The organism is Roseobacter sp. S87, assembly GCF_055693285.1.
This window is the reverse complement of record NZ_JBVFTR010000004.1, coordinates 3,252,095-3,266,969: the sequence shown is the minus strand read 5'-3', so window position 1 is coordinate 3,266,969 and position 14,875 is coordinate 3,252,095. Positions and strand designations below refer to the sequence as shown.

The window sequence follows — 14,875 nt, the reverse complement described above, 5'->3', positions numbered from 1 at the left end:
GCCATGCGCGGCCCTCACAATATCTGGCGGCTGATCCGCACCGGTGCGACCTTCCAGCGGACCGGCGCCATGAAGGCCGTTCTGGATGCCTTCGAAGCGCCCGCACCCGTGCGGATCGTCGCGCGTACGCTGGCGATGCCATTCACTTTTCTGGGCTATCGCGGTGATACCAGCATGCCGCCGGTGACCCGCGCGCTGACGGCGCTGGGTCCGGCATACATCAAGTTTGGGCAGATTCTGTCGACACGGCCCGATGTGGTCGGCGATGAAATGGCGCTGCAGTTGCGGGTGCTGCAGGACAAACTGCCACCGTTTTCCGTGCAGGAAGCAAAAGCCGAAGTGCAGCGCGAGCTGGGCGTGCCGGTGGATCAGGTGTTCACCGATTTCAGCGAACCTGTGGCTGCCGCCTCTATTGCGCAGGTGCATAAGGCGACGCTTGCCTCAAACGGCGAGGAGGTCGCGGTCAAGGTTCTGCGCCCGGGGATCGAACGGGCATTCCGCAAGGATATCGACGCCTTTTACCTGGCGGCAACCGTCGTGGACTTTTTCTCGCCCGGGTCGCGCAGGCTGCGCCCGATTGAGGTGATCGAACACTTTGACGGCGTGGTGCAGGGCGAGCTGGATCTTCGGCTTGAATCTGCGTCTGCTGCCGAATTTGCGGCGAATACCAAGGGTGACGAAGGGTTTCAGCTTCCAGCGGTGAAATGGGAGTTTTCAGCCCGCCGGGTCATGACCCTTGGCTGGGCGGATGGCGCGCCGATGGGTGACAACGACGCGATTGATGCCGCCGGCCACGACCGTGTGGTTCTTGGTGACCGGGTGCTGCAGCTGTTTCTGAACCATGCGCTGCGCGACGGCTATTTTCACGCTGACATGCACCAGGGCAACCTGAAGGTCGCCCCGAACGGGAATATCGTAGCCTATGATTTCGGGATCATGGGTCATATCGACGAATACACCCGCCGTGTTTACGCCGAAATCCTCTATGGGTTTATCCGGCGCGATTACAAACGTGTGGCTGAAGTCCATTTTGAGGCCGGGTATGTGCCCGCCGACAAGGACGTGGATGAATTTGCCCGCGCCCTGCGGGCGGTGGGTGAGCCGATTTTCGGCATGGACGCCACCAAGATCTCAATGGGCCGTCTGCTGAGTTACCTGTTTGAGGTAACGGAACGGTTCGGCATGGAAACCCGCACCGAACTCATTCTGCTGCAGCGGACGATGGTTGTGGTCGAGGGCGTAGCCCGGTCTTTGAACCCGCAGATCAACATCTGGGAAGTCGCGCGGCCCATCGTGTCGGACTATATCTCCAAAGCGATCGGCCCGAAGGCGGTTCTGACAGACATCGCGAAAACGGCCCGTGTTATGGGCCGGTTCGGACCGCGCCTGCCGGCCCTGGTTGAAGGCGCGCTGATCCGTCAGGGCAACCCGGAGCCGCCGGCGAAGCGCAGCAGCACGCTGCGCTGGCTGGCAGGGGCCGCGGTGCTGGGCGTGATGATCGGTATATCCGGCGCGGTAACCCTGTCAGTGCTGGATTACCTGTTTTTCTGACCCGGGTCAGAGCCGCTCGATGGCAATGGCGATGCCCTGACCACCGCCGATACACATGGTAATCAGGCCGCGTTTGCCACCTATGCGCTCCAGATCATAAAGTGCTTTGACCGTGATGATTGCGCCCGTCGCCCCAACGGGATGCCCCAGCGCAATGGCCCCGCCATTGGGGTTCACGCGCGCGGGATCGAAACCCAGCGCGCCGGACACGGCGAGGGCCTGCGCGGCAAAGGCCTCGTTGCTCTCAACAACGTCGAAGTCGCCCGCGCTCAGCCCGGTTTTCTGCATCAGTTTTTCGACCGCAGGGATCGGGCCGATGCCCATAACCTCTGGCCGGACACCTGCATGGGCATATCCCAGGACACGCGCTCTGGGTTTCAGACCCTGTTTTTCTGCGGCTTCTGCCGTTGCCAGCACCAATGCTGCCGCGCCGTCGTTGATGCCGCTTGCGTTTCCGGCCGTGACGGACCCGTCTTTCTGAAATACCGGGCGGAGACCTGCGAGCGCCTCTGCTGTTGTCGCCTTGGGGTGTTCATCGGTGGTGAAGGGGACCATGTCACGCTTAACGCGCACCTCGACCGGGGTGATCTGACTGTCAAAGTATCCGGCCTCAATGGCATGAGCTGCGCGTTCTTGGCTTTGCAGGGCAAAGGCATCCTGATCCGCGCGGCTGATCCCGTGCTCGGCGGCGACATTCTCGGCAGTTACACCCATGTGGCCCGTACCAAACGGACAGTTCAGCGCCCCCAGCATCATGTCCAGGCTTTTGACGTCGCCCATTTTCGCACCCCAGCGCTGCTGCGGCATGATGAAGGGCGAGCGGGACATGTTTTCAGCGCCACCAGCCAGCCCGAATTCGGCATCACCCAGCATCAGCGACTGGATCACAGAAACGATGGCCTGGGCGCCGGAACCGCAGAGGCGGTTCACGTTCATCGCGGGTGTTGTGTCGGGGATACCGGCCCCGATGGCGGCCACGCGGCTGAGATACATGTCGCGGGGCTCTGTGTTGATCACATGACCAAAGGCGACATGCCCGATCTGCGCGCCTTCGACACCGGACCGTTCCAGCGCAGCTTTGGTCACCACGGTGCCCAGATCAATGGGTGTGGTTCCGGCGAGTGACCCGCCAAAGGTTCCGATCGCCGTACGCGCGCCGTCCAGAATTACGATCTCGCTGGTCATAGTGCTCTCCATCCGCTGACGTGGCGACTATGGTCGAAGCGGTCTGGCTTGTCAGCCGCGACGTGCCGTCAGGCCTGCGTTGACAGTTTCCGCCATATCGGCGAAACCGCTGATATGACGGATTCAGCTGATGCTATTCTCTCCCACCTGCCCGCCCGCCTGAAGGAAGCCCGGCGTGCACAGGGCCTGTCCCTTGATGCTGTTGCGAAACTGTCGGGCGTTTCACGTTCCATGGTCAGCCAGATTGAGCGCGGAGAAAGCAGCCCGACCATCGCAACGCTGTGGAACCTGACGCGCGCGCTGCAGGTGGATTTTGCTGGCCTGCTGGATGGTGCGGCAGCTGCACCGCAGATCGAAACCCTGCGTGCCAGTGACGTTCCGACGATTGATAATCTTGGTTCAGGGTGCCGGATCCGGATCCTGTCGCCGCCCGAAGAAGCGGGTAAACACGAGGTGTACGAAGTTGCATTCGAGGCCGGCGGAGAACTCGACAGTCAGCCTCATACCCGGGGCGCGCGTGAACATCTGACCGTGATTGACGGCAGTGTCGGCGTCACCAGTGGTGACAGCACAACTGTTCTGTCTGCTGGCGATACAGCACGATACGCCGCCGATGTCCCGCATCGTATTGCCGCCAAAGAGGGTGCTGCACGGGTGTTTCTGGTGGTCCAGGACGCCTGAAATCCGGTAACACGGATTTTATCCGTTAAAATGTAATTCTTCTATTTCGGAAATTCGTCCGCCATGTTAGAACTCCCGCGAAAGGAGTCTGATATGACGCAAGCCTACATCGATCACATCACCGAAACGCTGGACCAGATTGAGGCGGATGGCATGATGAAGCGCGAGCGCATGATCACCTCTCCTCAGGGTGGCCGGATTGCCGTGGGTGACCGCGAGGTCATCAACCTGTGCGCCAACAATTACCTTGGTCTTGCAGATCACCCCGCTCTGATCGACGCGGCACGCGAAGCCATGCAGCCACGCGGGTTCGGGATGGCGTCGGTGCGGTTCATCTGCGGTACCCAGGATATCCACCGCCAGCTGGAAGAACGGCTGGCGCACTACCTCGGCCAGGATGATTCCATTCTGTTCGCGGCGTGTTTTGATGCCAATGGCGGCCTTTTTGAACCACTTCTGGGACCTGAGGATGCTGTGGTCTCGGATGCGCTGAACCATGCGTCAATTATCGACGGAATCAGGCTCTGTAAGGCGAAAAGATACCGCTACGCCAACGCGGACATGACAGATCTGGAGGGTCAGCTGAAGCTGGCCCGCGAGGAAGGTGCGCGGTTCATTCTGATCGCAACTGACGGTGTCTTCAGCATGGACGGAACGCTGGCACCGCTGAGAGACATCCGCGCTCTGGCAGACCGGTACGATGCAATGATCATGGTGGATGACTGCCATGCCACCGGTTTCATCGGTCCCAAAGGTGCGGGCACGCCAGCGGCAGCGGGTATCCGCGCGGATATCGTCACCGGCACCCTGGGCAAGGCGCTGGGCGGGGCCATCGGCGGATATATCGCCGGCCCGCAGCCAGTCATTGACCTGCTGCGTCAGCGCGCGCGGCCTTATCTGTTTTCCAACTCTTTGCCGCCATCCATAGTTTCTGCGGGTCTGAAAGCACTGGACCTTGTCGAGGCGGGTGATGATCTGCGCACCCGTCTGTTTGAGAATACCGCTTACTGGCGCGCGGGGCTGACCCGGCTGGGTTTTGATCTTCTGCCGGGTGAACACCCGATTGTGCCGGTGATGCTTGGAGAGGCGCAGCTGGCGCAGGACATGGCGGCGCGTCTTTTTGAAGAGGGTGTCTTTGTTTCGGGTTTCTTTTTTCCGGTGGTCCCGCGGGGGCAGGCGCGCATCCGGACGCAGATGAATGCGTCTCTGACACGGGCCGAACTGGACAGGGCACTGACGGCATTCGAAATTGCCGGCAGGGCCTGCGGGGTGATCACATGACAAATGAAATGAAAGCACTGAGCAAACTTCACGCCCGCGAGGGCCTGTGGATGACGCATGCCCCGGTGCCTGAACCCGGACCGGATGATGTGCTGATCCGCATCCACAAAACCGGCATCTGCGGCACAGACATCCATATCTGGAACTGGGATGACTGGGCCGCCGGCACGGTGCCTGTTCCGATGATCACGGGTCATGAATTCGCCGGAGAGATCGTCGAGCTGGGCCGCGATGTGACCGACCTGCAGATCGGGCAGCGCTGTTCCGGCGAAGGGCACCTGATCGGCAAGACCTCACGGCAAAGCCGCGCGGGGAAATTCCATCTCGATCCGGCAACTCGCGGGATCGGTGTTAACGAACAGGGGGCGTTTGCCGAATACCTGTGCCTGCCGGCATTCAATGTGGTGCCGCTGCCGGACGACATTTCGGATGACATCGGGGCGATCCTCGACCCGCTGGGGAACGCGGTCCACACAGCGCTGAGTTTTGATCTGATTGGCGAGGATGTGCTGGTCACCGGAGCAGGGCCGATCGGCATCATGGCCGCCGCTGTGGCGCGTCACGCAGGCGCGCGGCATGTGGTGATCACGGACATCAACGCGGACCGGCTCGCTCTGGCCGCAACGGTTGCTGATGTCGTGCCGGTCAACGTGGCGGAGCAGGATCTGGCCGATACAGTCTCTGATCTGAAGATGACGCAAGGCTTCGATGTGGGTCTGGAGATGTCGGGCAACCAGCGCGCGCTGGATCAGATGGTCGGCGCCATGACCATGGGCGGCCGCATCGCGATGCTGGGCATTCCGCCCGGGAAAAGCCCGGTCGACTGGAGTGAGATTGTCTTTAAGGCCATAACGATCAAAGGTGTCTACGGACGCGAAATTTTTGAAACCTGGTACAAGATGATTGCGATGCTGCAGAACGGGCTGGATGTAAGCCGGGTAATCACGCACCGGTTTTCTGCCGACGCCTTTGAGGCCGGTTTCGCCGCGATGCGCTCTGGCCAGTCCGGGAAGGTGGTGCTCGACTGGACCCGCTGAGCACATACGCCGAAGACAGCTTCTTTGCGCTGACACAGATGGGGCAGGTGGGTCTTGCCCTGCTCTCGGCGGTGCTGTGCGTCCTGACGCTCTGGGTGACACGCCGCGCTGCTAAGGGGCGTGTCTGGTGGCTGCGTCTGGTGCTGGCAGTGGTGCTGTTTGTGCTCTTCGTCTGGCTGTCGCCGCAGGTGTACTACACCTACTATGGGTTCCTTTTTGAAAACCTGCCGCGTCAGCTGGTTGTTGGCGCACCGCCAGGGCCGGACCTGCTGGCACAGCTGATGACCTTCTCGTGGCGAACGAACCTTAGTGCACACAGCCAGGGGCTGCTGGCCTGGGCGATGATCGCCGTCGCCCTATGGCCGCAGCGGAACACGGCCACTCTCTGACAGCAGCCAGCAGTCGCGGCCTTCAAACACAGCCGCATGCAGTGGCCGGAAATAGCCCGCGCCCCCGTCCAGATTGACCCGGTTGCCTGCGTGTACCGGGTGATCCAGCGCGGTATGCCCGTGGACAATGAGCGGCCCGAACGATCTGCGGTATTCCAGAAAGGGTTGCCTGATCCAGATCAGGTCATCCTCCACCTGCTGGTCCAGCGGCACTTTGGGCCGGATCCCGGCGTGCACAAACAGCAGGTCTCCGTGGCTGTGTGTCAGTGGCAGACCGTTCAGAAAATCACGGTGCACCTGCGGCACGGCGGCCTGCGCTTCCTGCTGGATTTCGACCAGTGGCCCGCCGTCTTCTGCCGTAACACCGTAGGAGGCCAGCGTTTTGTCGCCGCCAAGACGCGGGTTAAACCAGAAGAGATCTGGGCGTGTCGCAGGATCATGCACGATACAGTAGTCGAGGAACCTGGTCAGGTACCGGTCATGATTGCCCTTGATCATATGCCATGGTCTGCCCGTGGTCTGTGCATCCAGCAGCAACTGCACCACACCTTTGCTGTCCGGTCCGCGGTCCACATAGTCACCGACAAATACAATTTCGGCATCCTTGCCGCCATCCGCTTCGATCAGCTCCAGAACCCGGTGCAGGTCTTCGAGCTGTCCGTGAATGTCGCCGATGGCGTAAACAGGCTGGGTCATAACGTGCTCCCTTGTGCGGGTCTTGCCGCATCGGCGCGGAAAAGAAAAGGCGCCCGGAGTAAACCAGGCGCCTTTCCATGTCTGAAGAAACTGAGGTCAGGCGACGTCGAACTGCAGTGGTTTGATCTGGGTAAAGAGACCGGTTTCCGCCAGCTTTGCCCGCGCCTCAGCGGGTACGGGTTCATCGACATAAAGCAGGGCGATTGCCTCGCCGCCCGCTTCGGCACGGCCAAGGGTAAAGTTCGCGATGTTCACGCCGTTGTCACCCATAGTCTGACCCAGCGCGCCAATGATGCCCGGCACGTCCTCGTTGGTGGTATAAAGCATATGCGCGCCGATCTCGGCATCGATGTTGATGCCCTTGATCTGGATAAACCGCGGCTTGCCATCCGAGAACACGGTGCCGCCAACCGAACGTTCGCGTTTCGCTGTTACGACAGTGACTTTGATATACCCGTCAAACGCACCCGACTTGGCCTGGTTCGTGGTCGAAACCTGAATACCCCGTTCCCGCGCAATGACGGGGGCCGAGACCATGTTCACGTCCGGGTTTACCTTTTTCATGATGCCCGCAATGACGCTGCAGTTCAGCGCCTGCAGATTCATTTCGGCAACCGAGCCGTCATAGAGAATGTTGATGGCTTTGATCGGCTCGTCCGTCATCTGCCCGATGAAGGCACCGAGATGGCCGGAGAGGTTGACCCATGGCCCCATGACCTTGGCCTCTTCGGCAGTCACGGAGGGCATGTTGAGCGCGTTGGTTACGGCGCCCGTCAGCAGATAGTCTGACATCTGTTCGGCGACCTGAAGGGCCACGTTTTCCTGCGCTTCGGTCGTTGCGGCACCAAGGTGCGGGGTGCAGACGACATTGGGCAGGTTGAAGAGCGGATTTTCGTTCGCCGGCTCCTGCGCAAAGACGTCAAAGGCGGCACCGGCCACATGTCCGGACTGCAGCGCTTCGGCCAGGGCCTCCTCGTCCACCAGACCACCGCGTGCGCAGTTGATGATCCGCACACCCTTTTTAGTTTTGGCGAGAGCTTCACGGCTGAGGATATTGGCTGTGGCTTCGGTAAAGGGCACGTGCAGCGTGATGAAGTCAGCGCGCTTCAGAAGTTCGTCCAGTTCAACCTTTTCCACTTTCATGGCGTCGGCCTTTTCCTGACCGAGGAAGGGATCATAGGCGATCACCTTCATATTCAGACCACGGGCCCGGTCGCAGACGATTCCGCCGATGTTGCCGGCACCGATCACGCCGAGGGTTTTGCCCGTCAGCTCTGTCCCCATGAACCTCGATTTTTCCCACTTGCCCGCATGGGTCGACGTGGAAGCCTCGGGGATCTGGCGGGCGACGGCGAACATCATCGCAATGGCGTGCTCGGCCGTTGTGATCATGTTGCCGAAGGGCGTGTTCATCACGATGATGCCCTTCTGCGAGGCAGCATCCTTGTCGATGTTATCTGTGCCGATGCCCGCGCGGCCAATGACCTTGAGATTGCTGGCGGCATCAACGATCTTCTGGGTGACTTTGGTGGCCGAGCGGATCGCAAGGCCGTCATAGTCACCGATGATTGCGGCGAGTTTTTCCTTGTCCTTGCCCACGTCGGGCTGGAAATCCACATCGATGCCACGGTCGCGGAAAATCTGAACGGCAGCTTCCGAGAGTTTGTCGGAGATGAGTACTTTGGGGGCCATTTTGGGCTCCATTCTGAATGTCGGTATAACGTCGGTGTTTTGTCGGTTTCGTGTCGGCGGATTACGCCGACACAGCCAGTGCCTCGATCTCGGCCTCGAAGGCCCATGCCAGCCAGGGCAGCATCGCCTCGATGTCGGAGGTCTCTACGGTGCCGCCACACCAGATGCGCAGACCCGGAGGCGCGTCGCGGTAGGCCCCGATGTCGAGCGCCACGTTTTCGTCCGCCAGCCGTTTGGCAACGGCCTTGGCAAAGGCGGCACCATCTGTAATCCGGTCATCGGTGAACTTCAGGCAGACGGACGTATTCGAGCGGGTCGCCGGGTCGCTGGCCAGAAAGTCAATCCAGTCATGTGTCTCTGCAAAGGCGGAAACGGCTGCTGTGTTGGCATCTGCCCGGGCGATCAGCCCCTGCAGTCCACCCACAGATTTCGCCCAGCCGAGCGCCAGCAGATAGTCTTCGACACAAAGCATCGACGGTGTGTTGATCGTCGCACCGGTAAAGATACCGTCGATCAGTTTACCGCCCTTTGTCAGGCGGAAAATCTTGGGCAAAGGCCAGGGCGGCGTATAGCTTTCCAGGCGCGCCACAGCGCGCGGGCTGAGGATCAGCATCCCGTGGGCGGCCTCTCCCCCCAGCACTTTCTGCCAAGAGAATGTCGTTACATCGAGCTTGTCCCAGGGCAGGTCCACGGCGAAGGCCGCAGAGGTCGCATCGCAAAGCGTCAGGCCCGCGCGGTCTGCCGGGATCACATCGCCCGAGGGAAGGCGCACGCCGGATGTGGTACCATTCCAGGTAAAACAGACATCATTGTCATAGTTCAGTGCGGCCATATCGACGATTTCGCCATAATCCGCAGTGTGTACGGTGTGCGCGATCTTCAGCTGTTTGGCGACATCGGTGACCCAGCCCGCGCCGAAGCTTTCCCAGGCGACCATTTCGGCGTGGCGTTCGCCCAGCAGCGACCACATCGCCATCTCGAACGCGCCTGTGTCAGAGGCCGGCACGATGCCAATTTTGTAATCTGCCGGAACGCCCAGCACTTCGCGGGTCGTTTCGATCGCGGCAAGAAGCTTGGCCTTGCCGGGGGCAGCACGGTGTGACCGGCCCAGAGGGGCGGAGGCCAACCTGCTCAGATCATATGCGGGGGTTTGGCACAGGGGCCGGATGAAAAACGCGGATTGGCCGGCCGCGCTGCCGGTTGTTGAGTAGCCATTGTTGCTATCCTTCCAGATATGCGCCCTTCGTTGGGGAAGGGTGTCCCACGGACGGATTTAAGGGGCGGGCCCCTCTGGTGCAATCACAAAAAGCGGTCTAATACGTCGCCCGAACGCTTTTTTGCGACACCCTGGTTGCGGATCGGAAACTTCAGACATGTTCACAGTCACCCTGATGAGCGCGCCGGATGCCCGCGCGCTGGACCCCCACGCGGTTGATGCGCTGCGCAACGCCTGGGGCGGCGGTGACCTGCGCTGGCTGGCCCCGGATGTTGCCGCTGAGTTCGGCATGCCGGAGGTTCCGTCCAATCAATGGAACGTCTGGGCGGATCTGCAGAGCATTGGTCTTGATCTGGTGGTGCAGCCGTCCGCGGATCGCCGTAAACGGATGCTGCTGGCTGACATGGACAGCACGATGATCCGGCAGGAATGCATCGACGAGCTGGCCGATGAGGCTGGTGTCGGCGCGCGCGTCAAAGACATCACGGCCCGCGCCATGAACGGAGAGCTGGACTTCAATGACGCCCTGCGCGAACGGGTCGGGCTGCTTAAGGGGCTGCCCGTCAGTATCATTGACAAGGTGCTGGCAGAGCGCATCGAATTCATGCCCGGTGGTCACACGCTGCTGGCAACAATGAAGGCGAACGGCGGACATGCTGCGCTGGTATCCGGCGGGTTCACTGCCTTTACCAGCGCCGTTGCTGCCGAACTGGGTTTCGATGAGAACCGCGCGAATACCCTGCTGACAGATGGCGGGACGCTGAGCGGAGAGGTTGGCCTGCCGATCCTGGGCAAGCAGGCGAAAGTCGATGCGCTGAACGAGATCACCGCCCGCCTCGGGATCAGTCCGGCGGATGTGATCGCCGTTGGGGACGGCGCCAATGATCTGGGCATGCTGGGACTGGCCGGAACGGGTGTCGCGCTGCATGCAAAACCCAGTGTGGCAGCGCAGTGCGACGTGCGGATAAATCACGGCGATCTGACGGCGCTTCTGTACATTCAGGGCTATGCACAGGCGGATTTCGTCCACTTCTGAGGCCAGCAGCTGCAATCTGTGCTACACTGTACCCAGCCAAACAGGGAGGGAACAGCATGCCACAGTACGTTTTTGCCTATCACGGCGGTACGATACCCGAGACAAAAGAAGAGGGTGAAAAGGCCATGGCGGCCTGGCAGTCCTGGTTCATGGGGATGGGAGAAGCCGTTGTGATTCCGGGGAATCCCGTCGGCATGTCGAAAACCGTATCGGCTGAGGGGGTCGACGATCACGGCGGCGCAAATCCATTGTCCGGTTACACGGTGATTTCCGCCGAAACGGTCGAGGATGCCGTGGCCATGGCCAAGGGTTGTCCGATGGTTGCAGACGGGTCCGGCACGGTCGAGGTTGCCGAAGTCATTGAGATGTAATCAGTGCAGCTCCTGTGCCGGTCTCGATCCAGCCGGTCTGACGACCCGCACGGTTGGTGATCGGGGCATTCATGTACCGCCGTGTTTCCGGATGATCAGGTTCTAACACGCCAAGTTTGACCAGAATTGCGGCAATCGCACATTCTGAAGCACGGGTGGTGCCGTCGCTGATTTTCAGGGCAACACCCATCTTTTTCTCCGGGATGATCGCGGTGAAAAATCCTTCGGCACCGGTTTTGAGCGCAACCCGGCCGTTCATGGCGCGCATCAGAACGGTGCAGGCACGGCCTTCGCCGGCGACGAGCTCAGGATGCAGGCACATCGCCTCACGCAGGCGGGCCTCCGCGCTGCCGTGCGGGCTGGCGGCGAAATGGGCCATTGCACGCGCCATGCCGTGCAGGCTGCCCGCGAAGTTGGGCGCAGAGCATCCATCAATGCCATAACCCGGCGACGTCTCGTCCGTGACCCGCTCAAAGGAGTCCAGAACCGCCTTCTGCACCGGGTGGTCCGCGTCGATGTATTCTGCGCCGCCCCCGAGATGGCGGTTCAGGGTCAGAAACCCCGTATGTTTGCCTGAGCAGTTGTTGTGGTGCTGACACGGCGATTCGCCTGCACAGATCAGACCGTCCCGTGCGGTCTGGTCCTGGGGCTCCTGCGGCCCGCAACGCAGCGCATCATCATCCAGCCCAAGAGTCTGCAGCCAGTTTCTGACCCGCTCTGTGTGAATGGCCGCGCCATTGTGCGAGGCGCAGGCGAGCGCCAGGTGTTCGCTTGTCAGCCCTGCCTGATCAGCGGCACCGGAGTTGATCAGCGGCAGCGCCTGGATCATCTTGGACGAACTGCGGGACAGCACAGTGCGGTCCGGATCACCCCAGGCAGCGACGATTTCACCGGCCTCATCACAGACTACCGCATGGCCTGTATGGACGCTTTCCAGAAAGTCGCCACGCCAGATTTCTGTCATCACCACAGGTTGTGCCATTTTTTCCTTCACTTTCCAGCGAAAAGCTGCTGATCGGTCTTTCAGGCGCTGTGCAATTCGCGCTATTGTGGTTCTTGTCGGGAAGAACAACCGGACTGGCAAGAGAGCGTTTCATAAAAATCGACGCCGCCGGATCCGAAAAACTTGAGGTCAGATACGGCTGGAGGCTGTAAACATGCGGAATTCATTTGCTATTTTTGGTTTTGCTGCATCCCTTGCGATGCTTGCATCCGGTGCGACAGCGCAGGAGCAGAGCAGTAACCGTGTAGCGACCAAGACAGACTGGAACGTGTTTGTCGAAGACAATCCCAAGGAATGCTGGGGTGTTTCGGTTCCAACCGAAACTGTGAATACACGTGACGGGCGCGTTGTAGCGGCCACCCGGGGGCAGATCCTGCTGATGGTTTCCTACCAGCCGGGCGCGAATGTGGCCGGGCAGGTATCCTTCACCGGTGGCTATCCGTTCCGTGAGGACAGCCAGGTCAGTGTGAACATCGGTGGTACGGAGTTCATTATGTTCACCGAAGGTGAATGGGCGTGGCCAACCACCCCTTCAGACGACGCCAAGCTGGTCAGCGCCATGAAGCGTGGGGCAAACGCGGTTGTGACGGGCATTTCCAGCCGCGGTACAACAACAAAGGACACGTTCTCACTGCTGGGCTTTACGGCGGCGGTTGAGGATGCAGAGAAACGCTGCAACTGACCCGCAGTGATGACCTGCGTATCGGGCCCGCGACACGTTAACGTGTCTGCGGGCTTTTCCTTTTGAATTGCGCCGGAATCCTTATATAGAGGCGCATCCACGCAAACCGGGAAAGCTCAGATGTCAGCCACAGCGCCGATTACGCAGGACGTACACACCATTCCGCGCAAGCTGCCGGACGGGCCGGTCAATCTTGTCGGACTGACCCGCGACGCGATGCGCGCAGCACTGATTGCGGCAGGCACACCTGAAAAGCAGGCGAAAATGCGGGTCGGCCAGATCTGGCAGTGGATTTATCAGTGGGGGGTCCGCGATTTTGACGCGATGACCAACCTTGCCAAAACGTACCGCGCTGACCTGAAAGAGAAATTTGTCATTGAGGTGCCGGAAGTCGTGACCCGGCAGGTCAGCGATGATGGCACCCGCAAATACCTTGTGCGGATCGCGGGGGGCCACGAAGTCGAGGTCGTTTATATTCCTGAGGAAGGGCGCGGCACGCTGTGTATCTCCAGCCAGGTAGGCTGCACCCTGACCTGTTCGTTCTGCCATACCGGCACACAGAAACTGGTGCGGAACCTCACAGCGGGCGAGATCATCGGTCAGGTGCTGGTGGCCCGCGACGATCTGGGCGAATGGCCGGAGATCGGTGCACCGAAAAACGAGGTGCGTCTGCTCAGCAACATCGTTCTGATGGGCATGGGCGAGCCGCTCTATAATTTCGAGAATGTGCGGGATGCGATGAAGATCGCCATGGACGAAGAAGGGATCCAGCTCTCGCGCCGCCGGATCACCCTGTCCACGTCGGGTGTTGTGCCCGAAATCGAGCGCACCGCAGATGAGATTGGCTGCCAGCTGGCGGTGAGTTTTCACGCGACCACGGACGAGGTGCGCGACAGGCTGGTGCCGATCAATAAACGCTGGAACATTGAAACGCTGCTGGCGGCGCTGCGCGCCTACCCGCGCGGGCGGAATTCCGAGCGGATCACCTTTGAATATGTGATGCTGGATGGCGTGAACGACAGTGACGCAGATGCGCACCGGCTTGTTGAACTGATCGACGGCATTCCGGCCAAGATCAACCTTATTCCGTTCAACGAATGGCCGGGCGCACCCTACAGGCGGTCGTCCAACAACCGCATCCGGGCCTTTGCCAATATTGTCTACCAGGCAGGCTATGCGTCACCGATCCGTACGCCACGGGGCGAGGACATCATGGCAGCATGTGGCCAGCTGAAATCGGCGACCGAACGCGCACGCAAGTCGCGTCGCCAGATTGAAGCTGAAGCGGGTCTGGCTGAAAGCTGATGCGCCGGCGTGATCTGCTGGTTATCGGTGGGCTGATGGCAGCAGCCATTGCGGTGCCGCCTGTGCTGCGCCGGTTGCCATCACAGATGGAATTCACACCATTGCCTGGTTTCGATGGCTTCAGACGGGTGCAGGGTGGTGCTGTTTCTTCGGTCAACGTTGCGTTGATCGGCCTTGAGAGTCGCCTGCCTGAACCGGCGAATCCGGATCCAGTACCGCCCGGCAATCCGTGTCAGGCGCTGTTCGGGCCGGGCGGATGGACAGCGGACCGGGTACCTGTGGCCGTATTCAGTGACTTTAACTGTCCCTACTGCAAAACCCTGGACGCCCGGCTGATTGCTTTGCGGGATGGCGGCGCGCCGATCCGTCTGATCTGGCACGAGATGCCGCTGCTGGGTCAGGGTTCATACCGCGCTGCCAAAGCGGTGATTGCTGCGGAATTCCTGGGCAGGGGTGCTGCTGCGCGGGCGTATCTTTGGCATCACAATCTGCGCCCCGGTCCTGCGGCGCTGGGCCGGATGGCCGAGGCAATTGATCTGCTGCCGGACATGCTGCGTCGTGAGTTTGACAGCGGCCGGGTGAACCGCAAGCTCAGCACCAGCCTGGCCCTGGGCGGCCAGCTTGGGATCCCCGGAACGCCGGGCACAGTCATCGGCCGCACGCTGGTGATAGGTGCCATCAGCCCGCCGGATCTCAACCAGCTGATCGACCTTGAGCGCGACGCAGGCCCGCTGACCTGCACCTGATAAG

The 14,875-nt window shown here is 60.7% G+C and carries 14 protein-coding genes and 1 pseudogene; 10 read left to right on the top strand and 5 right to left on the bottom strand.

Going from position 1 to position 14,875, the window contains the following annotated elements:
* The first annotated feature begins 3 nt into the window (after positions 1-3).
* Positions 4-1,551: a 2-polyprenylphenol 6-hydroxylase gene (gene ubiB, locus ACZ1HA_RS16985; protein WP_472714728.1), complete on the top strand. Its 1,548-nt coding sequence runs from the start codon at positions 4-6 to the stop codon at positions 1,549-1,551.
* Positions 1,552-1,557: 6 nt separating this feature from the next.
* On the opposite strand, the gene ACZ1HA_RS16980 is transcribed toward ubiB, so the two are convergent.
* Positions 1,558-2,736: an acetyl-CoA C-acyltransferase family protein gene (locus ACZ1HA_RS16980; protein WP_472714727.1), complete on the bottom strand. Its 1,179-nt coding sequence runs from the start codon at positions 2,734-2,736 to the stop codon at positions 1,558-1,560.
* A gap of 114 nt (positions 2,737-2,850) precedes the next feature.
* Here ACZ1HA_RS16980 and ACZ1HA_RS16975 point away from each other — a divergent pair, with 114 nt between their 5' ends.
* The 4 genes from ACZ1HA_RS16975 (at position 2,851) to ACZ1HA_RS16960 (ending at position 6,124) form a co-directional block, all read left to right on the top strand.
* The gene (locus ACZ1HA_RS16975) at positions 2,851-3,417 is read left to right on the top strand and encodes a helix-turn-helix domain-containing protein (protein WP_375229496.1); all 567 of its coding nucleotides are present in this window, start codon (positions 2,851-2,853) and stop codon (positions 3,415-3,417) included.
* Positions 3,418-3,510: 93 nt separating this feature from the next.
* Positions 3,511-4,698, top strand: a complete 1,188-nt coding sequence (locus ACZ1HA_RS16970; RefSeq protein ID WP_472714726.1) for a glycine C-acetyltransferase — start codon at positions 3,511-3,513, stop codon at positions 4,696-4,698.
* The gene (gene tdh / locus ACZ1HA_RS16965) at positions 4,695-5,735 is read left to right on the top strand and encodes an L-threonine 3-dehydrogenase (protein WP_472714725.1); all 1,041 of its coding nucleotides are present in this window, start codon (positions 4,695-4,697) and stop codon (positions 5,733-5,735) included. The genes ACZ1HA_RS16970 and tdh overlap by 4 nt, the downstream gene beginning before the upstream one ends.
* Before the next feature lie 47 nt (positions 5,736-5,782).
* Entirely contained in the window at positions 5,783-6,124 is a 342-nt protein-coding gene (locus ACZ1HA_RS16960; RefSeq protein ID WP_472714724.1) for a hypothetical protein, read from the top strand.
* Here ACZ1HA_RS16960 and ACZ1HA_RS16955 read toward each other — a convergent pair.
* The 3 genes and pseudogenes from ACZ1HA_RS16955 to ACZ1HA_RS16945 all read right to left on the bottom strand — a co-directional run bounded on the left by ACZ1HA_RS16955 (position 6,092) and on the right by ACZ1HA_RS16945 (position 9,727).
* A complete protein-coding gene (locus ACZ1HA_RS16955) occupies positions 6,092-6,820 on the bottom strand; it encodes a metallophosphoesterase family protein (RefSeq protein ID WP_472714723.1) in 729 nt (242 codons plus the stop codon). The genes ACZ1HA_RS16960 and ACZ1HA_RS16955 overlap by 33 nt on opposite strands.
* 96 nt (positions 6,821-6,916) lie before the next feature.
* On the bottom strand, positions 6,917-8,512 hold the full coding sequence (gene serA / locus ACZ1HA_RS16950) for a phosphoglycerate dehydrogenase (protein WP_472714722.1): 1,596 nt from the start codon (positions 8,510-8,512) through the stop codon (positions 6,917-6,919).
* Between the two features lie 61 nt (positions 8,513-8,573).
* A pseudogene (locus ACZ1HA_RS16945) lies at positions 8,574-9,727 on the bottom strand (phosphoserine transaminase).
* 158 nt (positions 9,728-9,885) lie between these two features.
* Here ACZ1HA_RS16945 and serB point away from each other — a divergent pair.
* A complete protein-coding gene (gene serB / locus ACZ1HA_RS16940; protein WP_472714721.1) occupies positions 9,886-10,764 on the top strand; it encodes a phosphoserine phosphatase SerB in 879 nt (292 codons plus the stop codon).
* A 56-nt stretch (positions 10,765-10,820) separates the two neighbouring features.
* On the top strand, positions 10,821-11,135 hold the full coding sequence (locus tag ACZ1HA_RS16935; RefSeq protein WP_472714720.1) for a YciI family protein: 315 nt from the start codon (positions 10,821-10,823) through the stop codon (positions 11,133-11,135).
* Here ACZ1HA_RS16935 and ACZ1HA_RS16930 read toward each other — a convergent pair.
* Positions 11,122-12,117, bottom strand: coding sequence for an asparaginase (locus ACZ1HA_RS16930; protein ID WP_472714719.1), 996 nt, complete (start codon positions 12,115-12,117; stop codon positions 11,122-11,124). The genes ACZ1HA_RS16935 and ACZ1HA_RS16930 overlap by 14 nt on opposite strands.
* A gap of 175 nt (positions 12,118-12,292) precedes the next feature.
* On the opposite strand from ACZ1HA_RS16930, the gene ACZ1HA_RS16925 reads away from it, so the two are divergent.
* The 3 genes from ACZ1HA_RS16925 to ACZ1HA_RS16915 all read left to right on the top strand — a co-directional run bounded on the left by ACZ1HA_RS16925 (position 12,293) and on the right by ACZ1HA_RS16915 (position 14,871).
* Entirely contained in the window at positions 12,293-12,820 is a 528-nt protein-coding gene (locus ACZ1HA_RS16925) for an invasion associated locus B family protein (RefSeq protein ID WP_375229505.1), read from the top strand.
* A gap of 120 nt (positions 12,821-12,940) precedes the next feature.
* Positions 12,941-14,125, top strand: coding sequence for a dual-specificity RNA methyltransferase RlmN (gene rlmN / locus ACZ1HA_RS16920; protein WP_436398428.1), 1,185 nt, complete (start codon positions 12,941-12,943; stop codon positions 14,123-14,125).
* Complete coding sequence (locus ACZ1HA_RS16915; RefSeq protein ID WP_472714718.1) at positions 14,125-14,871, top strand: DsbA family protein; 747 nt, start codon at positions 14,125-14,127, stop codon at positions 14,869-14,871. Before rlmN ends, ACZ1HA_RS16915 begins: the two co-directional genes overlap by 1 nt.
* The last annotated feature ends 4 nt before the right edge of the window (positions 14,872-14,875 follow it).